Genomic DNA, 26,940 nt, shown 5'->3' with positions numbered 1-26,940 from the left:
ATCGGCGCTCCCTGCTTCGGCATCAAAGAAAGTTCAGATGGACAAGAAGTCTCCAGGAAAACGGCACGCGGCCCTTGCGGGCGCGGTTCTCGCTGCTTTCGTTGTGGGGATCGGTCCGACCTATTCGCGCGATGATGCAGGCGCCGTTCCCACCGAGAATGGCGATTTATCTCCAGATGAGTTGCAGTCGCTGGAGAAGCGTCGTGACCAGAACCGTCAGGATCTGGAGGAGCTGGTCGACAGTATCGGACTTTCCGAGGACAAAACAAGGAAGCTCGAGGAGAGCATTGCATCCCTCAATCAGGACAGCGCCCGTATCCGGGAAGAGTTGATTGCGTCGGCTGCGAGACGCAAGGCGCTGGAAACCAAGATCAGCGATGGTGAGGATCGCCTGGCCAAGCTTTCGGTGCGCGAGGACGGCGTCAAGGCGTCTCTACGGGAGAGGCGCGGTGTACTGGCTGAGGTTCTGGCCGCGTTGCAGCGCATGGGCAGAAATCCGCCGCCCGCCCTGCTCGTTTCGCCGGAGGATGCACTTGCTTCCGTTCGCAGCGCCATTCTTCTTGGCGCCGTTGTGCCCGGCATTCGCGGTGAAACGGACAAGCTGGTCGCCGCTCTCAAAGAATTGACCGATCTCAGACAGGCAATCGCTCGCGAAAAGGACGATCTTACGGGTATGATGACGGCAAGTCTTGAAGAGGAAAAACGCCTCGACCTGCTGATTGCCGAAAACGACCGCAAGAACTCCCAGACGGCGGCGGAGCTGGAGGCGGAGCGCAAGCGGTCCGAAGAACTTGCGAGCAAGGCGACGAGCCTCGAAGGGCTAGTCAGTTCGCTTGAAGGCGAAATTACCTCGGTACGGGAGGCGATGGAAAAGGCGCGTGCGGAAGAGCAGCGTCTGGCCCGTCTTTCTGAGGCGGAACGCGAAAAGCAGCGCGCCGCGGCCGAGGCTGGAATGCCCGATAAAAACCGTATTGCGCCCGCATATCCCTTCGCGAGTTTGAAGGGAAAGCTGGAGTTTCCGGTGGCGGGCGAAGTGCTGCGGCGCTTCGGCGATGCGGATGGTACGGGCCATTTTTCCAAGGGAGTTGTCGTCGCGAGCGGCCCGGAGGCCATCGTGACGGCGCCTGCGGACGGTTTCGTGGTATTTGCCGGCGATTTTCGCAGCTACGGTCGCATGGTCATCCTCAATACCGGCGATGGGTATCACGTGGTCATGACGGGCATGGATAATGTAAGAACCCGGCAGGGCATGTTCGTGTTCTCCGGAGAGCCGATCGCCTCCATGGGGGCAAAAAGAGTAGCGAGTGCAGCAGCATTGGCGCTGGAAACCGACAGGCCAACGCTCTACATTGAGTTCAGGAAAGATGGTGTACCGGTTGATTCCCAACCGTGGTGGACCGCAAAAAATACCGGAAGGGCGCACAATGATTCGTAAGGTTTCGCTTCTCCTTATCGGTGGGCTTATGGGCGCCACGGCGATGAGCGTGATTTATTCGGCGAGCATGCCGGCACAGGCGGCCGGGCCTTCCACCTATAAGGAGCTGTCGATCTTTGGCGACGTGTTCGAACGCGTGCGTGCGCAATATGTGACGCCGCCGGATGACGAGAAGCTGGTGGAAAATGCCATTAACGGCATGCTCAGCTCGCTCGACCCGCATTCAAGCTTCATGAATGCGAAGGACGCCAACGACATGCGCACCCAGACCAAGGGTGAGTTCGGCGGCCTCGGCATCGAAGTGACGATGGAAAACGAACTGGTCAAGGTCATCTCTCCGATGGATGATACGCCAGCATCCCGCGCGGGCATCCTTGCCGGCGACTTCATCTCCGAAATCGATGGTACGCCGGTTCGCGGACTGAAGCTGGAGCAGGCGGTCGAAAAGATGCGCGGCGCAGTCAAGACGCCCATCAAGCTGACCGTCATCCGCCAGGGCGCCGACAAGCCGCTTGAAATTACCGTTGTGCGCGACGTGATTGCCGTTCGCGCGGTCAAGTCGCGTGTCGAGGGCGACAATGTCGGTTATCTGCGCGTCATCTCCTTTACCGAGAAGACCTACGACGATCTCGAAAAGGCGATCAAGAAGATCAAGGCGGATGTTCCTGCCGACAAGCTGAAGGGTTACGTGCTCGACCTGCGCCTCAACCCGGGCGGTCTGCTCGATCAGGCGATCAATGTCTCCGACGCCTTCCTTGAGCGTGGTGAGGTCGTTTCAACCCGTGGCCGTAACCCCGACGAGACCCGCCGCTTCAACGCAACGGCCGGCGATCTGACCGACGGCAAGCCGGTGATCGTGCTCGTCAACGGCGGTTCGGCTTCGGCGTCTGAGATCGTTGCCGGCGCTCTGCAGGATTTGCGTCGCGCGACCGTTGTCGGCACGCGCTCCTTCGGCAAGGGTTCGGTTCAGACGATCATTCCGCTCGGCGAGGCCGGTGCGCTGCGTCTGACCACCGCGCTCTATTACACGCCGTCTGGCAAATCGATCCAGGGAACAGGTATCGAGCCCGATATCAAGGTAGAGCAGCCTTTGCCGCCGGAATTGCAGGGTCGCGTCACGGCAGAGGGCGAATCCAGTCTCTCCGGGCACATCAAGGGTCAGAGCGAAACGGACGAAGGTTCGGGTTCTTCGGCCTATGTTCCGCCGGAGGCCAAGGACGACATCCAGCTTAACTATGCGCTTGACCTGTTGCGTGGCGTCAAGACGGATCCGTCTTTCCCGCCCAACCCGGAAAAGGCTGTGGTCAACAAGCAATAAGAGCGTTGTGCCGGCTTCCGGCACTCCATCTCGATTGACAAACCCTCTGGATGGATCGTTCATTGCCTTCGGACCTGCGAAAACCGCTTCTGGGTCGTCAGAAAAAAAGCGCCGGTATCAACCGGCGCTTTTCCGTCATTATGGTTCTGGCGGCGCTTGCGGTTCTTTCCATCGGCGGACTGTCCGTCTACACGGCGCTCTCGCCCGCCAATCTGCAGAGGACGGCGACCGGGCCGGACCTTGAACTGACGCCTGCGCAAAACAAAGCTGAACCATCCGTACCGGACGGGGAGGCCGAAACGGCTGGTCTGCAACCGGAAAGTGGCCGATCTGGCGCGAACATCAATCGTGCGACCATGCCCGATGGTAATGTTGTCTCAGTCTATTCTCCTCGGCCCCGTGATAATGACGGGCCCGTGTTGATGAGCGGCCAGACCTATGGCCAGGACCCGCGGATGGCCACGCGGCCCAACGAGGAATTGCTCGAGGATACGGCCTTTGGCAGGTTGCCAGTGGTGGGCGCCGACGGATTGCGACCGATGGAGCAATATGCGCGGCCCTGGTCGGGAGCGCGGGGCACGCGGGTGGCGATCGTGGTCGGTGGTCTCGGCCTCAGCCAGACAGGCTCGCAAAAGGCGATACGGGAACTGCCGCCGGAGGTGACGCTTGGCTTTGCCGCCAGCGGCAACAGCCTTCAACGCTGGATGCAGGAAGCACGCCGTGAGGGGCACGAAATTCTTCTCCAGATACCGCTGGAGCCCTTTGGTTATCCCGGCACCAATCCCGGCCCGGATACATTGATTGCCGCCGATCCCGCCAAGGTAAACCTCGACCGGCTGCATCGATCCATGGCCAAAATCACCAATTATACCGGCATCATGAATTATCTCGGCGGGCGCTTTCTCGCCGAGCAGGCGGCGCTGGAGCCGGTGATGCGTGATATCGGCAAACGTGGTCTGCTATTTCTGGACGATGGTTCGTCAGCGCAGTCCCTGAGTGGCGGGATTGCAAAGGCCATCTCTGCCCCCCAGGGTTTTGCCGATATTCTGCTCGACGGCGAAGTGACCGAAGCTTCCATCTTGCGGAAGTTGGACGAATTGGAGCGGGTCGCGCGCCGCAATGGTCAGGCGATCGGGGTGGCTTCTGCTTTTGATGAAAGCATTGCGGCGATCTCGCGGTGGTCCCGGGAAGCGGCGGGCCGCGGTATCGAGATCGTCGGCGTTTCCGCCCTTGTTTCGGAGCCGGCGGGGCAGTAAACCTTGCCTGCGGCCATTTCCGCGCCCTTGTGGCGCTCAGACAATGCGGGAAACCCATGACAATCAAAGCAGAAGATTTGCCCTATCGTCCCTGTGCGGGGATGATGGTTCTGAACGCCGAAGGCCTGGTGTGGGCCGGCCGGCGCATCAAGGAAGGCAATTCCGAATATGATGGCTCGCCGCATTTGTGGCAGATGCCACAGGGGGGGATTGATGAGGGCGAGCGGCCTCTGGCCGCGGCCATTCGCGAGCTTCACGAAGAGACGGGAATGAAAACGGTGCGGCTGCTGGCGGAAGCGAGCGACTGGATCCACTACGATCTTCCGCCGGAACTGATCGGCGTCGGATTGAGGGGTAAATATCGCGGCCAGGCACAGCGCTGGTTCGCATTCCGGTTCGAAGGCGACGAAAGCGAAATCCAGATCGATCCGCCACCGACGGGGCACGCAGCCGAATTCGATGCCTGGGACTGGAAGCCGATGGAGAGCCTGCCTGAACTCATCGTTCCGTTCAAGCGCGGCGTCTACGAGAAAGTGGTTGCCGAATTCCGGCACCTTTCCGATAAATAAAAAGGCGGCCGCCGGCCGCCTTTTCCGTATTTTAGTGGTCTTCCGCTTCGTTGGCGGAATCCGCATTGAGCTGGCCGTATTTTTCTTCGCCGATCTTGCCGAGCAGTTCGAGCTGGGTCTCGAGGAAGTCGATATGACCCTCCTCGTCGATCAGCAGCGTTTCGAACAGCTTCATCGAAACGTAGTCACCGGCCTCATGACAGATATCGCGGGATTTCTTATAAGACGCTCTTGCATCATATTCACCAGCAAGGTCGGCTTCGAGCACTTCCTTGACATTCTGTCCGATACGCAGGGGAGCAACGGTCTGGAGGTTGGGATGGCCCTCCAGGAAGATGATCCGGTCGATAAGCTTGTCTGCGTGCTGCATCTCTTCGATGGATTCCGCACGCTCCTTTTTGGCAAGCTTGGTGTAACCCCAGTCATTCAGAAGCCGGTAATGAAGCCAATACTGGTTTACTGCACCGAGTTCGAGAAAAAGGGCTTCGTTAAGCCGCTCGATGACTCTTTTGTCGCCTTTCAATGTCCGCTCTCCTGTTCTCTTCGTGGAATCGCTTCAGGCGGGACATAAAATCAAAAACATCGGCCTCAGTCGAGTGCCGACGGGCGTGATATTCTTCCGTGGTTTTGATAATCAGGTCGACAACGGTCGGAAAGCAGCCACAGCAGCGACCGCGCTTTTCCATGGCATGATACACTTTTGCGGGAACGATAAGCTGCCAACAGTCCTCATCGAGGAGCTCGTTGATAACGTCCTTGATCTCATGATCGGTGATGTAATTGCAGCTGCAAACCAGCATGATGGACTGCCTGTATGACGCAACACGTTGTTTTCGTTCTTAAACCAAAACAGGACAGCGAATGTCAAGAAAAACCTCTTTTCAAATTCATAACGATTTCTAGACTCGTTCTAAACTATACGAAAAATGTCGTATTTTCATTGGTTTAGCTGTCTCTTTTTTACGTCCTGTCCTGCTCAAGTTTTCGTGCGCGCCAAAATGTGCTGTCACGATATCACGAGAAGTTTACTGATCTGAACCGGCCGGAGCAGCGGACGTGTAAATGTCAGGCGAAATATTGACCGCCATTGGCCGTCATTGTGGAACCGGTGATAAAGCCAGCCTCGTCCGAGACGAGAAACAGGACGCAACGCGCGATCTCCTCCGGTTCCCCAAGCCGTCCGATGGGGATTTGTGGCACGATCCGCTCGGCCAGAACCTTCTCCGGGATCGCTCTCACCATTTCCGTGCCGATATAGCCGGGGCAGATGGCGTTGACGGTGATATTGCGGCTTGCGCCCTCCTGCGCGAGCGCCTTGGTGAAGCCGATATCACCGGCTTTCGACGCGGAGTAATTGACCTGGCCCGCCTGACCCTTCTGTCCATTGATGGAGGAAATATTGACGATGCGGCCGAAACCGCGCTCCCGCATGCCCGGCCAGACGGGGTGGGTCATGTTGAAGACGCCGGTGAGGTTCGTATCGATGACATCACGCCACTGCTGCGGTGTCATCTTGTGAAACATGGCGTCACGAGTGATGCCGGCATTGTTGACGAGGATTTCGACCGGCCCGAGGGTTTCCTCCACCTTCGCGATACCGTTGACGCACGCGTCGTAGTCGCGCACGTCCCACTGGAACGCAGGAATGCCTGTCTCCGTCTGAAATGTCTCGGCCCGGTCCGTCGTGAAGGCATAGTTGACGGCCACCCGATAGCCGACTGCTTGCAGGGCGCGGGCGATGGCGGCACCTATACCGCTCGTCCCGCCGGAAATCAAAGCAACCCGGCTCATCTAGGCCTCCATGACCTGTGATTGAAGCGCCTGCAGTTGTGCAGGTGCTTGTTCGTCGTGCTCAACGGCCACAGAAATGCGGCCAATGGGAGGCCGCTTCTATCTTATTGTCCGCTGAACCGGAATTGCTTTTTGGCAAGTGAGGGCGGCCCGCGCGTCAGAGCGCCTCGATGCACATGGCTACACCCATGCCGCCGCCGATGCAGAGTGTCGCAAGACCCTTGGACACGTTACGGCGGCGCATCTCGTAAATCAGGGTGTTCAGGACGCGGGCGCCCGAAGCGCCGATCGGATGGCCGATGGCAATCGCTCCGCCGTTGACGTTGACGATATCAGGATCAAGGCCAAGCTCGCGCACGACGGCACAGGACTGGGCTGCAAACGCTTCGTTGGCTTCGACGAGGCCGATATCGCCTACCGACCAGCCGGCCTTGGCCAACGCCTTGCGGGAGGCGGGAATGGGGCCGGTGCCCATGATCTGCGGATCGACGCCCGCCGTCGCCCAGGAGGCAATACGGGCCAGTGGCTTGATGCCGCGCTTTTCTGCTTCCCGTTCCGACATCAAAAGCGTGGCGGCTGCGCCGTCGTTCAGACCTGAGGCGTTCCCCGCCGTCACGGTGCCGTCCTTTTCGAAGGCAGGGCGCAACTTGGCCATCGTTTCCAGCGAGGCGCCGGCGCGGATATGTTCATCGGCGTCGATGACGATATCGGCCTTGCGGCCCTTCACGGTGAAAGCGACGATTTCGTCCACGAAACGTCCGGCAGCCTGTGCGGCTTCAGCCTTGTTTTGCGATGAGACCGCAAACTGGTCCTGCTCATCCCGGGAGAGTTGCCACTGGCGGGCTATGTTTTCAGCGGTGATGCCCATGTGATAGCCGTAAAAGGCGTCGGTCAGGCCGTCCTTCAGCATGGTGTCGATCATCTTGAAGTCGCCCATTTTCACGCCGCCACGCAAATGGGCGCAGTGAGGTGCCATGGACATGGATTCCTGACCGCCGGCGATGACAATGCCCGCATCACCCGTCAAGATTTGCTGCATGCCGAGGGCCACGGCGCGCAGTCCCGAGCCGCAGAGCTGGTTGAGGCCGAAAGCGGTCGCTTCCTGCGGAATGCCTGCCTTCATTGCCGCTTGCCGCGCCGGGTTCTGCCCTTCGCCCGCGGTGAGCACCTGACCGAGAATGACTTCATCAATTTCGTTCGCCGCAACGCCGGCACGTTCAAGCACGGCACTGATAACGGTCGCGCCGAGTTCGTGGGCTGGCGTATTGGCAAAGTGGCCATTGAAAGAACCGACGGCGGTGCGCGCAGCGCTGGCAATCACGATTGAAGGCAGGGTCATTTGTTTTCTCCTCACTTGCGGGCGGAGACTGGCAAAGCTTTCAATCCAAGTCAAATGACGAAAGTTGCTTTAAAAGATATTGCTAAATCACGTTGGAATCTTGCTAAAAATTGCTGCGCAAAAAACAAACTGTTGCGATGCACAAAACATTTGTCAGACAGCGCATTTTGCGCATACACTTTGCGCCGGGAAGAGCAATAACACCAAAAAACAAAAAATACCATCATCGCGAGGAGGCGGGCATGGCGAAACACGACGGCGAAACGATCATTAAAAAATACGCCAATCGGCGGCTCTACAATACCGGCACCAGCACCTATGTAACGCTTGATGATCTGGCGCAGATGGTCAAGCGTGGTGAAGACTTCAAGGTTCAGGACGCGAAGTCATCCGAAGACATCACGCACGCCGTGCTGACGCAGATCATCGTCGAACAGGAGGCCAAAACCGGCAATACGCTGTTGCCGACGGCGTTTCTGCGTCAATTGATCTCCTATTATGGCGACCAGATGCAGATGGTCGTGCCGACATTTCTCGAACATTCCATGAAGACCTTTTCCGACCAGCAGAGCCAGATGCAGGAGCATATGGCCAAGGCTTTCGGTGACGGCTCGCTCGCCCGCAATTTTCAGGCGCCATTGCAAATGATGGAAGAGCAGATCCGCCGTAATACGGAACTGTTCCGGCAGGCAATGCAGGGTTTCACGCCTTTTGCAATGCCACAGGCGCCCAAGGAAACCCGCAAGCCCAATCCGTCCGAAATCGATGAGCTGAAAGCGCAGTTGCGCGCATTGCAGCAAAAGCTCGACCAGCTCTGAGCCAGCGCCAACTGGCCGATGCTCGACTTTAACAAGGCGTCGGCCTCACTTGCGCCTTCAGCCTGCCGTTCGTTCGGGCACGCGCAGTAGCATCATGAAACCGGCTCCGAGAAAGACGATCAGCGTTGCCATGCCAATGTGGGCGGAGCCGCTGAGAGTGGTAGCTATGGAAAATGACAGTGTCGCCATGAAGCTCGTGGCGCGACCGGAAAGCGCATAGATGCCGAAATAGCGGCCGGCTTCCGCTACGCTGATGTTGCGGGCAAGATAGGAACGCGATGAGGCTTGAACAGGGCCGAAAGCAAGCCCGATCAGCACCCCATAAAGCAGGTAGGCCTTTTCGGCTGCTGTCGCGAAGAAACTGTCATTGTCATCCGTGGAAAGTTGAAGCAATCCGAATAGGGTTGAACCTTTTTGTGTGGAAACGATGCCAATGGTCGCAAGCAAAAGAAGCACCAGACTTATGAGTACGGTGTTGCGCGACCCGAGGGTTTGATCAACACGCCCTGCGGCAAAGCATCCGACGATGGCGACGACATTCAGAAGGATGCCAAAGAGACCAGTTTCAATTGTCTCCCACCCGAACATTCCCGCCGCGAATGCGCCTCCCAAGATTACGACGCCATTCACGCCATCCTGATACAGCATGCGCGCGATCAGAAACCGTAGCAGCATGGGGCGGTGACGAAGCTCGCGAAGTGTCGTCTTTAACTCCCGAAGTCCGGAGTGGATTGCGGCCCCGAAAGGCAGACCCTTGTTAGAGTCCGGGGTCAATAAGAACATTGGCAGAATGAATATCAGGTACCAGAGCGCAGCAATTGGTCCGGTTATTCTCGCGTCCTGCCCGGAGGCGGGGTCGAGGCCGAAAAGAGGCGTGATTCCCACGAGCGTCAGTCCGGTCTTGGGGTTTGCCGCCAGCAGGGTGACGACCGCAATCAGCACCACCATGCCGCCGAGATAACCGAGGCCCCAAGCGAGATTGGAAATGCGCCCCACATTTTGCGGGTTGGTGAGCCGCGGCATCATGGAATCGTTGAAGACGATCGAGAATTCCGCCGCGATGGAGGCGAGGATCATGCAGATAACGGGCAGAATGACCGGCGATCCCGGTGCCGCGTACCAAAGGAGACACAGGCTGACGATCTTGATGACGGCAAAAAAGGCGATCCACGGCTTACGTGCGCCGGACTGGTCGGCAATGGAGCCGAGGATAGGGGAGAAGAGGGCGATGATGATCGACGAGACCGTCGCCACATTGCTCCATGTCGCCTGGGCCGCAATGGGATCGTCGGTGAGGCGGGCGACGAAATAGGGCCCGAAAACGAAGGTTGTGACAACCGTGAAAAACGGTTGCGCCGCCCAGTCGAACATCACCCAGCCCCAGATGCCGCGTTTGGTAACGACTGCTTGCGCATTTGGGGCAGGGCTAGTCATTCATCGTCCTATCGGAAATTGGGAAATACGGCGCGATGCCGGTGCATCGTCTTGTCTGGCGCCATCCGGGTGGTGTCCCGGATGGCGTTTTTAAAGGCGGCCAATCAGCGTGCCTGAACGATATCGCCAAGCAGGCCCGCGGCCACGGTGAGCCGCGCGAGGTTTGTATCGCCGCTCTCGCTGAGCGCGCCGAGTTCGGAGACGATACGATTGACCCGCACGCGATCCGCCGCATACCAGGCCTGAACCGGATCCTTCTCCCTGGCGTATTCTGTCAGGGCGGAGATAACGATCCGGCGTCTCGATGAGGAAATCTGGTCCTGGCTGCGCAGGAGAGCCAGGCTTTCGTAGTGATCCGCCGGTGTGATGCGCTGGCTGGCATCCAGCAGGCGCGCGACACGGAAGGTCGAGGAGACGGTGGCGTAGCTTTCAGCGGCGCGCGCGAGCGTTGTGCCCGCACTCTCGGCGATGCGCATGATTTCAGGCACATAGACGAGCAGCGAGAGCGTATCGAGTTCCTCCAGAAGAGCGGAAGGAACCCCGTCGATTTCCGTGATGCCGAGTTCGCGGCGATATTTCGCCGCTGCCGGTGACAGCGTCTTGATCGCGGTTTTCAGGCGCTCGATTTCCGTCGCCATGTCGCCCGGGGTCGCACCCGCGCTCCCGGTTTGCAGATAGAGCCTGCTCGCATCCGTGAAGATACGAGTGATCGTGGCATAAAGCCCATTCTGAACTTCGCCCCCGATCTGGCCGTCAAGCGCATCGACCTCGTTCCACAGTCGTTTGAGACCGAAGCCATCTTCAACGATTACCGCTGCCTTGACGACATCGGCCGCAAGCAGACCACTTGCATCGGCAAGTTTCTGCACGAAGCCGGGGCCGCCGCGATTGACCACGGCATTGGCAAGTGCGGTCGCGACGATTTCGCGATGCAGGCGATGCGATTTGATATCGTCGGCATAGTTCTTCTGCATCTTGGCCGGAAAATAATCGACCAGCAGATGCTGGAGATAGGGTTCGTCGGGAAGCGTGCTTGCCACCAGTGCATCAAACAAAGTGAGCTTGGCATAGGACAGGAGCACCCCGATCTCTGGCCGGGTCAGCGGTTTGCCGGTGGCGTATCTCTCGCTGAACTCGGCATTGTTGGGCAGGGTTTCGACCTTGCGGTTCAGTTGCCCGGTTGCCTCCAGTGCGCTCATCAGTCGGCCAAGTTCTTCCCTGTTTGAAAGGCCCAGCCGCTCGGTCAGCGAGATCGCCAGCGATTGCAGATAGTTGTTGCGCAATACCAGCTGCGCCACCTCAGGCGTCATGGAGGCGAGAAGCTGGTTACGTTTCGGCATCGTCAGGCGACCGCTATTGACGGCGGAGGCGAGTGCGATCTTGATATTGACCTCGACGTCTGAGGAGTTCACGCCTGCCGAGTTGTCGATGGCGTCGGAATTGCAGCGCCCGCCCGAAAGCGCATAGGCGATGCGCCCTTTCTGGGTGATACCGAGATTGGCGCCTTCGCCGATGACCTTGGCGCGCACCTCCGTGGCGTTGACGCGGATGGGGTCGTTTGCCCTGTCGCCCACCTCGGCATTGGTTTCCACCGCCGCCTTGATGTAGGTGCCGATGCCGCCGAACCAGAGGAGATCGGCCGGGGCCTTCAGGATGGCGGTCATGATTTCGAACGGTGTGGCGACTGACTTGTCGATGCCGATGGCCGCCACAGCTTCCGGAGTCAGCGTCACCGATTTTTCTGAGCGCGAAATGATCATCGCACCGGCAGAGAGAGCCGAACGGTCATAATCCTGCCAGCTGGAACGCGGCAATTCGAACAGCCGCCTGCGCTCGACGAAGGATTTGTCGGTATCGGGATCCGGATCAATGAAGATATCGCGGTGGTCGAAGGCGGCGATAAGCCTGATTTTCTCCGACAGCAGCATGCCGTTACCGAAGACGTCGCCGGACATATCGCCCACACCCGCCACCGTGAAGGGTGTGGTCTGGATGTCGGTGTTCATCTCCCGGAAATGGCGCTTCACCGTCTCCCATGCGCCACGCGCGGTGATACCCATCTTTTTGTGGTCGTAACCGGCCGAACCGCCCGATGCAAAGGCATCGTCCAGCCAGAAGCCGGCTTCATGGGCAAGGCCGTTTGCCGTATCGGAGAAGGTGGCCGTTCCCTTGTCGGCGGCGACGACGAAATAGGGGTCGTCACCATCGAGCCGCAATGTGTCAGCCGGCGGCACGATGGCGTCGTCGACAATATTATCGGTGATGGACAGCAGTGTGCGGATATAGGTCTTATAGGCCTCGCGGCCGGCATTGAAGACCTCGTCGCGGGAGCCGCCGGCGGGCAGGTTCTTGGGGAAGAAACCGCCCTTGGCGCCGACGGGCACGATGACCGCGTTCTTCACCTGCTGCGCCTTGACAAGACCGAGCACCTCCGTGCGGTAATCCTGGCCGCGATCCGACCAGCGCAGACCACCGCGTGCAACCTTGCCGAAACGCAGATGCACGCCTTCGACCTCGGTTCCGTAAACGAAGATTTCGCGGAAGGGGCGCGGATCGGGCAGGCCGTCCAGATGTTTGGGATCGAATTTGAATGCCAGAATGTCACGCGGCGTGCCGTCGGTATTTTTCTGGAAGTAATTGGTGCGCAGGGTTGCATCGATGGCGTTGACGTAACGCCGGAGGGTGCGGTCCTCATCGAGATTGGGAACGCCGCTCAGGGCTGCTTCGATTGCCTTATGAATTTCCGCGAGTTTCTTCAGCCGCTTCTTCTCTTCGATGGATGGATCGAAGCCGGCCTTGAACAGCGCGAAAATATTCCTGGAGATGTCAGGATATTTATAGAGCGTTTCGGAGATATGTTCCTGCGAATAGACGATTCCGGTCTGGCGCAGGTACCGTGCGTAGGCGCGCAGCACCGAGACTTCGCGCACCGTGAGACCGCAGGCAAGGATCAGGCGGTTGAAGTTGTCATTGTCCACCTTTCCTGAAAAAGCAGCAAGGAAAGCTTCTTCGAGTTTCTGTCCGTAATGCGGCAGGTCGAGTGTCGTGCTGGCCGCGACCGACAGTTCCATGTCGTGCAGCACGATGTCGTGCTTTTCGCCATCCGCCACGACGCCGATATCGAAAGTGCGCTCGCTGATGACGTTAAAACCAAGATTTTCGAGCAGCGGAACACGTCGTGAAAGCGGAAGATGGCCTTCGCGGTGGAAAATCTTCAGGGATAGCGTTCCCGCCGGCTGGCCTTCCTGCTGATAGAATTCAATGCGGACCGGGTCGCCTTTCACAGCGGCCAGAATATCAGGCATGTCGCCGATCGCCTCTTCGGGCGTGAAAGCTTCCTGATAGGCCTGATCCACTTCCAGCACCGGTGCGCCCGGTTCGGACAGGGAGACGAAGTGATCTATCCAGCGTGCCGCAATATCGCTGACGGCATCTTCGAGCTTGTCCTGGGCGATGCGGGGCGTCTTGCCTTCCGTGCGGCCGACAATGAAATGGACGCGGGCAACGGCGCCTTCGGGAAAGGCGGGATAATAGGCCGATATATGCCCGTCATAGACCCTGCTCAGATAATCGCCGATCTTCTCGCGCACATAGGAATTATACTCCTCGCGCGGAACGAAGATGATGGCCGAAACGAAGCGGTCGAAACGGTCTATACGTGCGAGCACGCGCACACGCGGACGGTCGCTGAGCTCCATGATCTGCTCGATGAAGCGGATCAGAAGGTCGGTTTCGATCTGGAAAAGATCGTCACGCGGATAGGCTTCCAGCGTGTTCTGCAGGATGCGGCCCGAATGGCTGTTTGGATCGAAGCCGAAATGCCGCTCGACTTCCGCGACCTTGGCGCGCAGCAAGGGAATTTGCTTGACCGAACGCGTATAAGCAGTTGCGGTGAAAAGGCCGACGATACGCAGCTCACCAACGACATTGCCGTCCTCGTCGAAGCGCTTGATGCCGATATAGTCCATATAGGCGCGACGATGCACGATGGACTTCACATTAGCCTTGGTAACGATGAGGAAATCCGGGCCATCGAGGAAGGCAAGGATTTCCGGTGTCGTCGTCACGGCATTCTTGCCGAGTCGCAGCACGCGGACATCCGGGTCGCTGAGGCTGCCGAGGCCGACGCCGTCACCGCGCTCGATCTTCGCGTTCTTCCCCTTGCCGGAATAGGTGTAGTCACGCATGCCCAGGAAGGTGAAATTGTCGTTGCGAAGCCAGTTGAGGAATTCGACCGCCTCCGTCCGTTCGGCCTTGCGCCGCGACGAGCCGCGTTTCGACAGTTCATCCAACGCCTCGTCTAGCTTCGCCAGCATGGGCCGCCAGTCGCGATAGGCCGATTCCACCTGCTTCAGCACGAAGCGAAGCCGCTCTTCCAGAGCCGAGGCTCCCTGCTGCGAAAGCGGTGCGATGTGCAGCTGGATAAGACTTATATTGCCGGCCGGATCATCATCGGGCTCGGCAAGGCGGTAACCACCCTTCGCATCATCGTCTCGGACGAGGATCGGGTGCACGGCAAGATAAAGACCGCGATAACTACTGGTGACTTCGCCCATAACAGAATCGTAGAGGAAGGGCATGTTGCGGCCGATAATGGTCAGAACCGTTACCGGCACGTCCCGCGGGGAAACACCCTCGACTTGTGAAATGCTGATATGAGGGGTGTCCCCGGTCCACCGCGAAAGCGCCTGGAAACTGTGGGCGGCACTCGCCGCCAGCATCTCGGCGGAATAATATTCTATATCGTCGACACTTGCCCTTCCATAAAGAATACCAGGATCAAGAAATTCGACATTTTCGGCAATTGCCTGCTGGCGCGCTTTTTCGATCTGTTTTTCGCGTTTTGGATTGTTTCTGTAGCCCATTTGACGTGGATTCCTCCAAAAATCACACTTTAATATAAAAAAGCATCGCCAATTTGCGGATTTTGCCTTTTCAGTCGAATCGGATATTGGCGTGGAATTACGAAGAGTTTAAGAGGCTATCGTGTTTCTTCAGGCGGTAAGTGAAATTTTTTTGCTTCTTTTCTCGCGAGGCTCAGTTTAGAAGCATACGACAGTATTTTTGAGGCTAATTTTTAAGCGGTTCTTGAGCCGCAATGTGATGTTGCGGCCACGGTTGAAGCAAATTATTGATTTGCGCCTATTTTTGTGGTACACCAACAACACTGATCCACAGCGCGGCATTTGTGTGCCCAAAAACACCACGAAAGCAACACCTCTTTTGCACGCGGTTTCCGTGACATATCGAGCGTTTACGTTATCGAACCCCGCGAGGCGGGAAGGTGTATTTTTGCGTGCACGGCTGGACCAGTGCGGAATCACCTGACGGTTCCCCCGTCTCATCAGGGCCTGACCGACCCAACCCCGGCATCCCCGGGTATGTAACAGGGAGTTTTTAGAACGAATGACGACCCAGCAGAAGAAATCTCCAGCACATCACGGCTTTAAAACCGGTGAAGCGATTGTGTATCCCGCTCATGGTGTCGGTACCATTTCTGCCATCGAGGAACAAGAAGTCGCCGGCATGAAGCTTGAGCTTTTTGTCATTGATTTCGAAAAAGACAAGATGCGTCTTAAAGTTCCCGTCGCCAAAGCCGTCAGCATCGGCATGCGCAAGCTTTCCGAAGGCGATTTTGTCGAGCGGGCGCTGAAAGTGGTGCAGGGCAAGGCACGTGTGAAGCGTACCATGTGGTCGCGCCGTGCGCAGGAATATGATGCGAAGATCAACTCCGGCGATCTCATCGCGATCGCGGAAGTCGTTCGCGATCTCTACCGCGCGGAAAACCAGCCTGAGCAGTCCTATTCCGAGCGCCAGCTTTACGAAGCCGCTCTCGACCGCATGGCGCGCGAAATCGCCGCTGTCAACAAGATGTCCGAAACCGAGGCTGTTCGCCTGGTGGAAGTTAACCTTGCCAAGGGCCCCAAGCGCGGCAAGGCTGTCGAAGAAGACGATTCTCAGGACGAAGCCGCGTAATCGCCGGCCTCTTCCTTCTAAAAAAACCCGCCTTTATGGCGGGTTTTTTGTTAGTGCCGGCTTAATTCACAAGATGCGGATTTTCGTGCCTTTGCGCAGGTGCGGCAGGACGCGCCGCATGTCGCGGGGATGCAGTGCTACGCAACCTGCTGTCGGTTCATATCCCGGCCTAATCATATGCATGAAGATTGCCGAGCCGCGATTGCGGCTTCTTGAGCTGACGTTCCAGTCCAGCACGAGACAGACATCGTAAAGGCCATCTGTGCGCATCATGTCCTCGTGGCTCGGCGCGAAAGGTGCTTTGACCAGCCTGTTATAATTGGGGTTGCCGGGCTCATCACACCACAGCATCGATTTCCGCGTGCGTTGCATCGGCAGGGCAGTCGTGATGGCGGACATGCGGTCGCCGCGATAAAAGCCATGCAGCAGGCGGGTCACGGAAATCGGCGACCTTCCGTCACCTTCCCGTTTTCGTGCGGTCCGGCCATTGCGCCCGATGGCGGCCGGAAATGTGAGATGGCCGAGCTGAACGATGGCCCGGTTGATTTTCAAAGGAGCTGGCCGAACCATGAGCGTTGATGCGCGTTTACGTTGTTCTACGGGTCGTTTGCTCATGTTTTTCACGAGATTTTGCTTTGCAGGTTATTTAACGTGAAGTCATAGCACTTCATCATGTGATGGCAATGGGTTGACCTTTTACCGGCAAACCGCTGAATTGGCTGACGATTAAAGTAAGAAAGGCTGAGAATCCGAATGACGGCTCGCACTATCCTTCTCGTGGACGATGACGACGATCTTCGGGAGACGCTGACCGAGCAATTGTCTCCCTATGAGGAATTCTCGCTTCTGAGCGGCGCAAACGCCGCACAGGCGATGCAGACCGCCAAAACTTCGCAGGTCGATCTACTCATCATGGATGTCGGCCTTCCCGACATGGATGGCCGCGAAGCCGTGAAGCTCTTACGCAAGGGCGGCTTCAAGGCGCCCATCATCATGCTCACGGGTCACGATACGGATTCGGACACGATCCTTGGCCTTGAGGCTGGCGCCAATGACTACGTGACAAAGCCTTTCCGCTTCGCCGTGCTTCTCGCCCGCATCCGGGCCCAGTTGCGTCAATATGAACAGAGCGAGGATGCGGTCTTCACCGTTGGTCCTTATCAGTTCAAGCCCAGCCAGAAGCTCCTGACGACCGAAGACGGCAAGAAAATCCGGCTGACGGAAAAAGAGGCCGCGATCATTCGTTATCTCTACCGGGCAGGCAGCACGGTCGTGACGCGCGACGTCCTGCTGGAAGAGGTCTGGGGTTACAATTCCGGGGTCACGACCCACACGCTCGAAACGCACGTTTATCGCCTGCGTCAGAAGATCGAGCGGGATCCTTCCAATGCCGAGATTCTCGTAACCGAGAACGGCGGCTACAAGATCGTCCCCTGATAGACCCCCGGGGGGTCCCCCCGAGTTGTTGAAGCATTGCTCTAGCACCTTGTGTTTTGAAGGCCGATATTGGAAAACCGCTATAGCAACGCAGGCGGTTTTCCGGAGTAACAATCGACATGGCCTTGACCGACGATATCATGCTGCTGGGGCAAGTGCCGTTGTTTGCGGGCTTCAGTGATGATCAGCTGCGGCTCATCGCCTTCGGCGCAGAGCGCCGGCGTGTCGCGGCGGGACAGACCTTGTTTCGCGAACACTCCCCCGCCGAATGCGCCTTTGCCGTGACGTCGGGTCATTTCGAGCTTTTTTCAGCCGGCCGGGACGGCAAGCCCGTGCTGCAGGCTACGCCCGCAAAGGGCGCCCTGCTTTCGGAACTTGCGCTTTTTACCCTTTGCGAAAGAAAATTTACTGCCGTGGCTGCGGAAGATTCCGAAGTCATCCGGATAACGCGCATTCTCTTTCACCGCCTGGTGGAAGAGTTTCCTGAGGTCGCCGACATCGTTTCGGCGCGCATTCGCGACAATATCGCGTCTCTGGCCGCCGGTGCCGCCCGTTTGCAGAACCGCTTCATGTGACCGCGCGCCAGATCACCGCGTCCGGCATTGGTTCAAAACCGGAAATGGGCGGTGACTGGAACGTGATCCGATGGTCGGTTCCAGCCGCGGGCTTCCCGCAATATCTCGATCCTGTCAAGCGACGGGCCGAGATCCTGAGACGACCAGATGTGATCGAGGCGGCGGCCGCGATCAGCCGCTTCCCAGTCCTTGGCGCGGTAACTCCACCACGTGTAGATTTTTTCCGTCGCCGGCACATTCAGCCGCATCAGATCAAGCCAGTTGCCCTTCTTCATGATGTCCAGCATACCCTCGGTTTCCACCGGCGTGTGGCTGACGATCTTGAGAAGCTGCTTGTGCGACCAGACATCGTTTTCGAGCGGCGCTATATTGAGGTCGCCGACGAGGATGGAAGAGGTGCCGGGCACGCCATCGGCACGCAATGCCTTCATTTCCTCGATGAAATCAAGCTTGTGGCCGAATTTCGGATTGATTGAGCGATCAGGTTCGTCGCCGCCTGCCGGAACATAAAAATTATGGAGCCGGATGCGGCGCGATCCCACCTGGACAATCGCGGAAATATGGCGCGCGTCGCCAATTCCGCAGTAATCCTGCCGATGATCTTCCGTCAGCGGGATTTTCGAGGCGATGGCGACGCCATGATAGCCCTTCTGGCCGTGAATGATCACGTGCTCGTAACCCAGCGCCTTCAACGGCTTCATCGGAAACTCGCCGTTCGGGCATTTGGTTTCCTGCAGGCAGAGAATGTCGGGTTTGTAACGCACAAGAAACTGCTCGACGATCGGCATTCTGAGCCTGACGGAGTTGATGTTCCAGGTGGTTATCGAAAACGACATAAATGAGCTCCGCTTTTATCGCCTCGAAGCAAGGCCTCAAGGCTGTTTCCGGGGCGCAGGCTTATAACATCGTGACGAAAACGGGAATGTATTTTAGCGGCAAAATGAAAAAGGCGGCCTGAGAGCCGCCTTCACAGAGCATACATCGACAGGGAGCGTCAGCCGCGCTTGCGTACTTCTTCATAATTAATGTTGAAGACGCGTTCATCGAGGTTCACGCCGGTCTGAACGTTGAAGATCATGACCGTCGTGTCCTTGTTCTGGGCGTCCGTCGTGGTCCATTGCCGCAGATCGAACGTCTTCGGGTCGAACATCAGCGTGATGGTGGAATCGCCGAACACGCTCTTGTCACCGAGGACTATGGTGGTCAGGTCAGATTCTTCCTTCACATCCCGGACCTTCTGGTTGCTGAGATCGATCTTGTCGGAGAGAAGCAGGCTGAGCGGAGTCTTCGACAGGGGATAGAGATCCCATGTCTTCAGTTTCATATTGCCGATGACGACATTCTTGCCGTCGGAGATGACGCGCATCGGCGATGGGTCTTCATAATTGAAACGGAGCTTGCCTGGCCGTTCGATGTAGAACTTGCCGCCGGTCTGTTCCCCGCGCGGGCCGAACTGCACGAATTCACCCATCATGGTTTTTACCGACGAAAAGTGGTTCGCGATCTTCTGTGCCGTTGCGGTATTGCCGGCTGCCTGGGCAAAGGCGTCGAGCGGCGAGATGCCAGCGATCACGGCAGCCATGGAAAATGCCGTCAGCACCCCACGCCGCGTCACGCCATTTTGCGCTGCGCTTCCATTGGCCGTTTCGCCGGTGGTCAGGTCGTTCATTCTGTTCTCCTTCATCGCAGCGATTGTCCGCGAAAAACGCGGCGGCTTCATGACGTGAAAGCGTGTAATAACGCTTCTCGACGCCGCTTGGTTGCGGATTATCGCTCGATGATATCTGCTTCCGTGGGAACGAGGATTTCGCGTTTTCCGGCGTGGTTGGCGGGGCCGATAATGCCTTCCTGCTCCATGCGTTCGATCAGCGATGCCGCGCGGTTGTAACCGATGCCGAGACGACGCTGCACATAGGAGGTGGAGGCTTTGCCATCGCGAAGTACGACGGCCACGGCCTGATCGTAGGGGTCCTCGGAATCCGAGAAGCTGCCGCCGCCGGCCGGGCTTGCGCCAGCGCCGTCCTCGTCTTCTTCTTCGGTAATCGCTTCGAGATACTCAGGCGACCCTTGTGTCTTCAGATAGGAAACGATCTCTTCCACTTCATTGTCGGAAACGAAGGGCCCGTGCACACGCTGGATGCGTCCGCCGCCCGCCATGTAAAGCATATCACCCATGCCGAGCAGCTGTTCGGCGCCCTGCTCTCCAAGGATCGTGCGGCTGTCGATCTTCGAGGTGACCTGGAATGAGATGCGGGTCGGGAAGTTGGCCTTGATCGTGCCGGTGATGACATCAACGGAGGGGCGCTGGGTGGCCATGATGACATGGATGCCGGCAGCACGCGCCATCTGCGCCAAACGCTGCACCGCGCCTTCGATATCCTTGCCGGCCACCATCATCAGGTCGGCCATCTCGTCGATGATGACGACGATATAGGGCAGGGGCTTCAGATCGAACTCTTCCGTTTCGTAGATTGCCTCGCCGGTCTGGCGGTCGAAACCGGTCTGCACCGTGCGGGTGAGGATTTCGCCCTTGTCGAGCGCCTGCTGCACGCGGCTGTTGAAGCCGTCGATATTGCGCACGCCGATCTTGGACATCTTCTTGTAGCGTTCCTCCATCTCGCGCACCGTCCATTTGAGCGCGACGACCGCCTTTTTCGGATCCGTGACGACGGGAGAAAGCAGGTGCGGGATGCCGTCATAGATCGACAGTTCCAGCATTTTCGGGTCGATCATGATCAGGCGGCACTGTTCCGGCGACATGCGGTAAAGCAGCGACAGGATCATGGTGTTGATGGCAACGGACTTGCCCGAACCGGTGGTGCCTGCAACGAGCAGGTGCGGCATCTTGGCGAGATCGGCGATGACGGGTTCGCCGCCGATGGTCTTGCCGAGCGCCATGGCAAGCTTGGCTTTGCTGTTTTCGAAATCGCGGCTGCCGATCAGTTCGCGCAGGAACACGGTTTCGCGGGTCTGGTTCGGCAGTTCGATGCCGATGGCATTGCGGCCGGGAACAACGGCCACGCGGGCGGCGATCGCGCTCATGGAGCGGGCGATATCATCCGCGAGGCCGATGACACGCGACGATTTGATGCCGGGGGCCGGTTCCAGTTCGTAAAGGGTGACGACCGGGCCGGGGCGGACATGAATGATTTCACCCTTGACGCCGAAGTCTTCAAGAACCCCCTCGAGAAGACGGGCGTTCTGCTCGAGCACCTCTTCGCTTAGCGTATTGTCGCGAACAATGTTCTTGGGCTCCGCCAGAAGATGAACGGTAGGAAGCTGGAAACCGTCTGCGGCGATGAAAGAGGCCTGTGCTTCGCGTGCCACACGCTCACTGGGCTTCGGGCGTGCCGAAGGAGCGGTTATTTTCGTCTGTCCGCGTCCCGGCGCCTGTCGGGCAGTGAATTTCTGGTCGACGTCGTCATCGGAAAGGATGCCACTTGGCAGGCGGGCCTCGTCAGTACCGAAGGACGGCTCGCCGTCCCCATCGTCTTCATGACTGGGCGCGATGGAGGGAGGAGACATCTGGCGACGCGATGCAGTTCGTTCTTCGAAAGAGGGTTCCGCGCGCTGGTCGAGACGGTTGATCGCCGTCTTGAGGCGCGACGGCTCGTTTAGCGTGCCGAATTCATACTCGTTGAAATCATAGGGATGTTCGAATTCGTCATGCAGCGATTTCGACTTCAGGCCGAACAGGCGACGAAAACGGGCCTGGGTGATGTACCAGTAGTGCGTCAGTGCGCCGAAGGCGAGAATATTGGCGAAGAAACCCTCGCCATCATCCTCGTCGTCCTCTTCCGCCTCGCGGAAGGCGCGGGCCTTGCTGACGGCCGGTGCGGGTTCTTCACGCTCCAGTTCATCGTCCAGACCGCCGACAATGCCCGCGGCAAACAGCATGAGCCAGGCAGCCGGCGCGGCGAATATTACCCCAAGTATCGTCGCAACGGTGCCAGTGGGATAAGCGCCGATGAATAGGGCGGGGAAGCGAAGGATCATGTCGCCGATCACGCCGCCGATACCGTTCGGCAGCGGCCAGGTGACGGGAGCCGGAAAGCAGCCGAGGGACGCGGCGCAGACGATCGCGCCTGCGATCCAGGCCACGAGGCGGGCGGGTATGCGCTGCAGTTTGCGGCCGGCGATCAGGGCGATCGCCCATGCAATGACCGGCAGCAGGGATATGATGGCCGAAAGCCCGAGGAACTGCATAACGATATCCGCGAAGATCGCGCCGCCGTAGCCCAGGAGATTGGTTGGTTGGTTTCCTGTGGCATAGGACAGGCTCGGATCTGCCACATTCCACGTCGCGAGCGCGGCGATACCGAGTGCAATCGTGGCAAGCAGAGCGAAACCGGCCAGAGCCATAATCTGCCGCACGAAAAACGCCGTCAGCACAAAACGTGTGTGACGACCATCGAATGTCGGAGAATGCATTCTGCCCATGTCCCTGAACCCGTCATTTTTTGGTTTCGGCGAGATCCGGCACACGGCCTGATCCCGGATTGACAGGGAAAACTAACCGCCAGCTGGTTAATGTCGTGTTAACCATGCGGTTTTTTGAGGAGATCAGAGCATTTTCGGGTGAGCGTTCGAGCGGATTTGTGCTTTGAGACGGCTGCGTTACGGCGGGCTGGCGGCAAAGAAAAAGGCCCGTCGAAACGGGCCTTTCTTTCGGGGATGGGGATGGAGAACCCCATTTTCCCGGAATCAGGAGTGGTAAGCGGCTTCGCCGTGGGTGGCGAGGTCCAGACCTTCGCGCTCGGCTTCGACCGGGACGCGGAGCCCGACGATCACATCGACGATCTTATAAAGGATTGCCGAGACGATGGCGCACCAGACGATGGTGATGGCGACGGCCACGAACTGCGTCCAGAGCTGCGAGGCGATGGAGAATTCGGGCTTGCCGGTGCCGCCGAGTAGCGGCGAGGTGAAGATGCCGGTGCCGAGTGCGCCGATGATGCCGCCGATGCCGTGAACGCCGAAGACGTCAGCGGTATCGTCGTAACCGAACTTGTTCTTCACCACGGAGACGAAGAAGTAGCAGATCGGCGAGACGATGAGGCCGAGAACGATGGCACCCATCGGGCCAACCGAGCCTGCAGCAGGTGTGACGGCAACGAGGCCGGCGATCATGCCCGAAGCGGCGCCCAGCATGGATGCCTTGCCACGGGTGAAGCTTTCAACCAGCGACCAGGAAACAATGGCGGCTGCGGTTGCGAGGAAGGTGTTCATGGTTGCGAGAACCGCACCACCCGATGCTTCGAGGTTGGAGCCGGCGTTGAAACCGAACCAGCCGAACCACAGCATGGCTGCACCGACGAGTGTCAGTGTCATGGAGTGAGGAGCCATCATGTCCTTGCCGAAGCCGGTGCGCTTGCCGACCATGATCGCGCCGATCAGGCCTGCGATACCAGCATTGATGTGGACGACCGTGCCGCCGGCGAAGTCGAGAGCGCCCATGCCGAAGATCAGGCCGTTCGCGTCCCAGACCATATGGGCGACCGGGAAATACACGAAGGTGGCCCACAGGATGGTGAAGAGGATGACGGCGGAGAACTTCACGCGTTCCGCGAAGGCACCGATGATCAGCGCCGGGGTGATGGCCGCAAAGGTCATCTGGAAGGCGATGAAGGTGTATTCGTAGATCACGACACCTTGCGAGAAGGTTGCCGAGGTGCTGTCAAGCGAAACGCCCGACAGGAACAGCTTGCCGAAGCCGCCGAAATAAGGGCCGGTGCCGCCGCCGAAGGCGAAAGAGTAACCGTAGATGACCCAGATGAGCATCATGACGGCGGTGATGACCGTGCACTGCATGAGAACGGAGAGCATGTTCTTCGTGCGGACAAGACCGCCGTAAAACAGCGCCAGGCCCGGAAGGATCATGAAGAGCACGAGGATGGTGGCGACATACATGAAGGCTGTGTCGGCCTTTTCCGGAACAGGCGCTGCGGCTGCGGCCGGCGCTGCATCCTGGGCAAAGGCGATGGCCGGGGCCATCAGGGCCGTCGCTGTTGCGCCCAGCTTGCCGAGCGTCAAAAACTTGTTGAGTTGCATAGCTAGAAAACTCCCCTGTCAGCCGTGCTTCAAAGCGCTTCTGTGTTGGTTTCGCCGGTACGGATGCGCACGGCCTGTTCAATTGAGTAAACGAAGATCTTGCCGTCGCCGATCTGCCCGGTCTTTGCCGCAGATGCGATCGCTTCGACGGCCTTGTCCACGACGTCGGATGGAACAGCGATCTCGATCTTTAGCTTGGGAAGGAAGCTCACCGCATATTCCGTGCCGCGATAAATCTCGGTATGTCCCTTCTGGCGCCCGTAACCCTTTACTTCGGTCACGGTCAGGCCCTGGATGCCGACGCCGGTGAGTGCTTCGCGCACTTCATCCAGCTTGAACGGCTTGATAATGGCCATCACAATTTTCATCTGGTTTCCCATCCTTTGTTTGTCCTCGGCACGGAGCCGACTCTCCTGCCGCTGGCAGATCAGTAACAGCGACTGCGGACATACATTCAAAGGGCGTGCCAGTTTTGAGTGTGTAACTAACTTATTGAAATGTAATGTTTATATGACGGACGTCTGAAAAAGGGGCATTTGTCGGCGAATTTTGCGTCTATAAAATGTGCGATTTTTAGAAAACGCACTTTATTTAATCATTTGCCCTTTTGCGGATCAAACCTTCCTGCGCCACGGAGGCGACCAGTTCACCCTGTCTGGTGAAAATATTGCCACGGGTCAAACCGCGCGCGCCCGAGGCGCTGGGGCTGTCCTGTGTATAGAGCAGCCAGTCATCCAGCCGGCAGGGACGATGAAACCACATGGCGTGGTCCAGGCTTGCCACCTGGATCGCAGGATCGAAGATCGTCGTGCCATGGGCATAGAGCGAGGTGTCCAGCAGCGTCATGTCGGAGAGATAGGCGAGAATGGCGGATTGCAGGCGCGGATCGTCAGGTACGCTTCCAACGGCACGGACCCAGATATCCTGCTGCGGCTCCAGCTTTTCTTTTGAGATGTAGTGGGTCAGCGAGACCGGCCTGATCTCGATCGGCCGCTTGTTGCTCCAGTAGTTGCGGATCGAAGCGGGCGCCTTTGCGAGGAAAGCCGCCTGCATCTGTTCCTCGCTCATCAGTTTTTCAGGCGGCGTCACATCAGGCATCCTGATCTGATGGGTAAAACCGTCCTCGAATATCTGGAACGACGCCGACATGGAAAAAATGGCTTTGCCGTGCTGGATGGCGACCACGCGACGGGTGCAGAAACTGGCGCCATCGCGGATACGCTCGACCTGGTAGACGATGGGCACCAGCGGGTCGCCGGGACGCATGAAATAGGCGTGCAACGAATGCACGAAGCGATCGTCATCCACGGTTCTTTGCGCTGCGATCAGGGCCTGTGCAATGACCTGACCACCAAAAACCCGTTGCCAGCCGATCTGAGGGCTTTCGCCCCGGTAAAGGTTCTCTTCCAGCTTCTCGAGATCGAGCGTGGCGATGAGATTTGCCATCGGGTCTGACGATTGCAAGGGATGCGACATTTTTTCGGCCTGCTCCGGCTGTAGGAAGACGTCACATGGTCTATAGTGCGCCGATGATGCATGCACAAGATTTGAGGAGAAGCGCGATGCTGGACGTTGTGGTGGCAGGCGGCGGATATGTCGGTCTTTCCGTTGCTGTGGCAATCAAGCAGGCGGCCCCGCATCTGAATGTGCAGGTAATTGAAGCCGCTCCTGAGGATGTCTGGGCGAAGGATGTTCGCGCGTCCGCCATTATCGCAGCGGCCACCCGCATGCTCGATGTTTTCGGCATCTGGAACGAGATCGAGCCGGAAGCCCAGCCGATCCACAAGATGATCGTTACCGATTCGAAAACCGCCGATCCGGTACGTCCCGTGTTCCTGACGTTTGACGGCGCGGTGGAAGAGGGCCGGCCCTTTGCCCATATGGTTCCCAACGTCGCTCTGGTAGGCGCATTGCGGGGCCTTTGCGCACGCCTGGGCATAGAAATCCGCCACGGCCTCAGTGTTTCCGATTTTACCGCAGGACCGCAGTCGACGGCTATTCACCTTTCCGACGGATCGACGCTCGAAGCGCGATTGCTGATTGCCTGTGATGGTGTTCGCTCGGCTCTTCGGGATATGGCTGGCATCAAGACGGTGCACTGGGCTTACGATCAGTCAGGCATCGTGACGACCGTTGAGCATGAGCGACCGCACGAAGGCTGCGCCGAGGAGCATTTCCTGCCATCCGGACCCTTCGCCATTCTGCCGTTGAAGGGAAACCGGTCTTCGCTTGTCTGGACCGAACGCACCGCCGATGCCGACAGGCTTGTGGCCGCCGACGACCTGGTGTTCGAGGAGGAGCTTGAGCGCCGGTTCGGCCACAAGCTCGGCACGATCCGCCCTGTCGGTCCCCGACGCGCCTTTCCGCTGGGTCTCACTTTGGCACGGTCCTTCGTCGCGTCGCGTTTCGCGCTCGCCGGTGATGCGGCGCACGGTATTCACCCGATCTCGGGTCAAGGCCTCAATCTGGGTTTCAAGGATGTGGCGGCTCTGGCCGAAACCGTGGTTGAAGCTGACCGTCTCGGCCTCGACATCGGCTCCCTCAATGTTCTGGAGCGGTATCAGTCCTGGCGCCGGTTCGACACCTTGCGGATGGGGGTGACCACGGATGTGCTGAACCGGCTGTTCTCCAATGATGTCGGTCCCATTCGCATCATGCGCGATTTCGGTCTCGGCGTGGTGGATCGTTTGCCGGGTCTCAAATCCTATTTCATTGGCCAGGCCGCCGGTACCACGGATGCAAATGCGCCGCGTTTGCTCACCGGTGAGGCACTCTGATCTCGGCTTGTGGAGCCGGCTTCGGAACGGCTTTTCGGGGATTGGCGCTTGACAGCCGATTCCCGGATTTTCCGACCGGCGGTTTTACCGTAATGCCGAATCCGGCCAAGGACTTATCCGGATTCATAATCTGGTAGAGGCCGTGATTTCGCCAACCAGATATT

General features: G+C 58.3%; 22 protein-coding genes. 9 read left to right on the top strand and 13 right to left on the bottom strand.

Features of this window, described 5'->3' with window-relative positions:
• Nucleotides 1-37 precede the first annotated feature (37 nt).
• From AGR2A_RS01135 to AGR2A_RS01120, 4 genes are all read left to right on the top strand, one after another.
• Complete coding sequence (locus tag AGR2A_RS01135; protein ID WP_034500115.1) at nt 38-1,435, top strand: murein hydrolase activator EnvC family protein; 1,398 nt, start codon at nt 38-40, stop codon at nt 1,433-1,435.
• On the top strand, nt 1,425-2,753 hold the full coding sequence (locus AGR2A_RS01130; RefSeq protein WP_004444102.1) for a S41 family peptidase: 1,329 nt from the start codon (nt 1,425-1,427) through the stop codon (nt 2,751-2,753). The genes AGR2A_RS01135 and AGR2A_RS01130 overlap by 11 nt, the downstream gene beginning before the upstream one ends.
• Before the next feature lie 62 nt (nt 2,754-2,815).
• On the top strand, nt 2,816-4,009 hold the full coding sequence (locus tag AGR2A_RS01125) for a divergent polysaccharide deacetylase family protein (protein WP_034500116.1): 1,194 nt from the start codon (nt 2,816-2,818) through the stop codon (nt 4,007-4,009).
• A 56-nt stretch (nt 4,010-4,065) separates the two neighbouring features.
• Entirely contained in the window at nt 4,066-4,578 is a 513-nt protein-coding gene (locus tag AGR2A_RS01120) for an RNA pyrophosphohydrolase (RefSeq protein WP_004444097.1), read from the top strand.
• 31 nt (nt 4,579-4,609) lie between these two features.
• Here the strand turns inward: AGR2A_RS01120 and bfr are convergent, their stop codons facing one another.
• The 4 genes from bfr to AGR2A_RS01100 form a co-directional block, all read right to left on the bottom strand.
• Nucleotides 4,610-5,101, bottom strand: a complete 492-nt coding sequence (bfr, locus tag AGR2A_RS01115) for a bacterioferritin (RefSeq protein ID WP_004444094.1) — start codon at nt 5,099-5,101, stop codon at nt 4,610-4,612.
• Nucleotides 5,067-5,378: a (2Fe-2S)-binding protein gene (locus tag AGR2A_RS01110; protein ID WP_004444092.1), complete on the bottom strand. Its 312-nt coding sequence runs from the start codon at nt 5,376-5,378 to the stop codon at nt 5,067-5,069. The genes bfr and AGR2A_RS01110 overlap by 35 nt, the downstream gene beginning before the upstream one ends.
• A 265-nt stretch (nt 5,379-5,643) precedes the next feature.
• Nucleotides 5,644-6,369: an acetoacetyl-CoA reductase gene (gene phbB / locus AGR2A_RS01105; RefSeq protein ID WP_072495188.1), complete on the bottom strand. Its 726-nt coding sequence runs from the start codon at nt 6,367-6,369 to the stop codon at nt 5,644-5,646.
• A gap of 157 nt (nt 6,370-6,526) precedes the next feature.
• Entirely contained in the window at nt 6,527-7,708 is a 1,182-nt protein-coding gene (locus tag AGR2A_RS01100; RefSeq protein WP_045533449.1) for an acetyl-CoA C-acetyltransferase, read from the bottom strand.
• A 242-nt stretch (nt 7,709-7,950) separates the two neighbouring features.
• Between AGR2A_RS01100 and phaR the strand changes: the two genes are divergently transcribed.
• Entirely contained in the window at nt 7,951-8,526 is a 576-nt protein-coding gene (gene phaR / locus AGR2A_RS01095) for a polyhydroxyalkanoate synthesis repressor PhaR (protein ID WP_072495187.1), read from the top strand.
• A 57-nt stretch (nt 8,527-8,583) separates the two neighbouring features.
• On the opposite strand, the gene AGR2A_RS01090 is transcribed toward phaR, so the two are convergent.
• A complete protein-coding gene (locus AGR2A_RS01090) occupies nt 8,584-9,960 on the bottom strand; it encodes an MFS transporter (RefSeq protein WP_004444081.1) in 1,377 nt (458 codons plus the stop codon).
• A gap of 104 nt (nt 9,961-10,064) precedes the next feature.
• Nucleotides 10,065-14,825 (bottom strand): NAD-glutamate dehydrogenase, encoded by a 4,761-nt coding sequence (locus tag AGR2A_RS01085; RefSeq protein ID WP_072495186.1) that lies wholly within the window; start codon nt 14,823-14,825, stop codon nt 10,065-10,067.
• 541 nt (nt 14,826-15,366) lie between these two features.
• On the opposite strand from AGR2A_RS01085, the gene AGR2A_RS01080 reads away from it, so the two are divergent.
• Nucleotides 15,367-15,936 (top strand): CarD family transcriptional regulator, encoded by a 570-nt coding sequence (locus AGR2A_RS01080; RefSeq protein ID WP_004444078.1) that lies wholly within the window; start codon nt 15,367-15,369, stop codon nt 15,934-15,936.
• Nucleotides 15,937-16,002: 66 nt separating this feature from the next.
• Here the strand turns inward: AGR2A_RS01080 and AGR2A_RS01075 are convergent, their stop codons facing one another.
• Nucleotides 16,003-16,506 carry a L,D-transpeptidase family protein gene (locus AGR2A_RS01075; RefSeq protein ID WP_080822350.1) on the bottom strand — a complete coding sequence of 168 codons (504 nt, stop codon included), beginning with the start codon at nt 16,504-16,506 and terminating at the stop codon, nt 16,003-16,005.
• A 183-nt stretch (nt 16,507-16,689) separates the two neighbouring features.
• Between AGR2A_RS01075 and AGR2A_RS01070 the strand changes: the two genes are divergently transcribed.
• Entirely contained in the window at nt 16,690-17,373 is a 684-nt protein-coding gene (locus tag AGR2A_RS01070) for a response regulator transcription factor (RefSeq protein WP_004444073.1), read from the top strand.
• A 119-nt stretch (nt 17,374-17,492) separates the two neighbouring features.
• On the top strand, nt 17,493-17,948 hold the full coding sequence (locus tag AGR2A_RS01065; protein ID WP_072495184.1) for a cyclic nucleotide-binding domain-containing protein: 456 nt from the start codon (nt 17,493-17,495) through the stop codon (nt 17,946-17,948).
• A 32-nt stretch (nt 17,949-17,980) separates the two neighbouring features.
• Here the strand turns inward: AGR2A_RS01065 and AGR2A_RS01060 are convergent, their stop codons facing one another.
• From AGR2A_RS01060 to tesB, 6 genes are all read right to left on the bottom strand, one after another.
• The gene (locus AGR2A_RS01060; protein ID WP_004444069.1) at nt 17,981-18,784 is read right to left on the bottom strand and encodes an exodeoxyribonuclease III; all 804 of its coding nucleotides are present in this window, start codon (nt 18,782-18,784) and stop codon (nt 17,981-17,983) included.
• A gap of 158 nt (nt 18,785-18,942) precedes the next feature.
• Nucleotides 18,943-19,668 carry an outer membrane lipoprotein carrier protein LolA gene (locus AGR2A_RS01055; protein WP_072495183.1) on the bottom strand — a complete coding sequence of 242 codons (726 nt, stop codon included), beginning with the start codon at nt 19,666-19,668 and terminating at the stop codon, nt 18,943-18,945.
• A gap of 47 nt (nt 19,669-19,715) precedes the next feature.
• Nucleotides 19,716-22,379: a DNA translocase FtsK gene (locus AGR2A_RS01050; RefSeq protein ID WP_072495182.1), complete on the bottom strand. Its 2,664-nt coding sequence runs from the start codon at nt 22,377-22,379 to the stop codon at nt 19,716-19,718.
• Nucleotides 22,380-22,652: 273 nt separating this feature from the next.
• Complete coding sequence (locus AGR2A_RS01045; RefSeq protein ID WP_004444059.1) at nt 22,653-23,999, bottom strand: ammonium transporter; 1,347 nt, start codon at nt 23,997-23,999, stop codon at nt 22,653-22,655.
• 29 nt (nt 24,000-24,028) lie between these two features.
• The gene (locus AGR2A_RS01040; RefSeq protein WP_004444057.1) at nt 24,029-24,379 is read right to left on the bottom strand and encodes a P-II family nitrogen regulator; all 351 of its coding nucleotides are present in this window, start codon (nt 24,377-24,379) and stop codon (nt 24,029-24,031) included.
• 211 nt (nt 24,380-24,590) lie between these two features.
• Complete coding sequence (tesB, locus tag AGR2A_RS01035) at nt 24,591-25,475, bottom strand: acyl-CoA thioesterase II (protein WP_022556997.1); 885 nt, start codon at nt 25,473-25,475, stop codon at nt 24,591-24,593.
• On the opposite strand from tesB, the gene AGR2A_RS01030 reads away from it, so the two are divergent.
• Nucleotides 25,439-26,776, top strand: a complete 1,338-nt coding sequence (locus tag AGR2A_RS01030) for a ubiquinone biosynthesis hydroxylase (RefSeq protein ID WP_373968923.1) — start codon at nt 25,439-25,441, stop codon at nt 26,774-26,776. The two genes, tesB and AGR2A_RS01030, sit on opposite strands and share 37 nt — an antisense overlap.
• Nucleotides 26,777-26,940: the final 164 nt, after the last annotated feature.

The organism is Agrobacterium genomosp. 2 str. CFBP 5494 (genome assembly GCF_900013495.1).
Classification (GTDB): Bacteria; Pseudomonadota; Alphaproteobacteria; order Rhizobiales; family Rhizobiaceae; genus Agrobacterium; species Agrobacterium pusense.
Note: the sequence above shows the minus strand (reverse complement) of the source record. Positions and strands in the feature narration are given on the sequence as shown.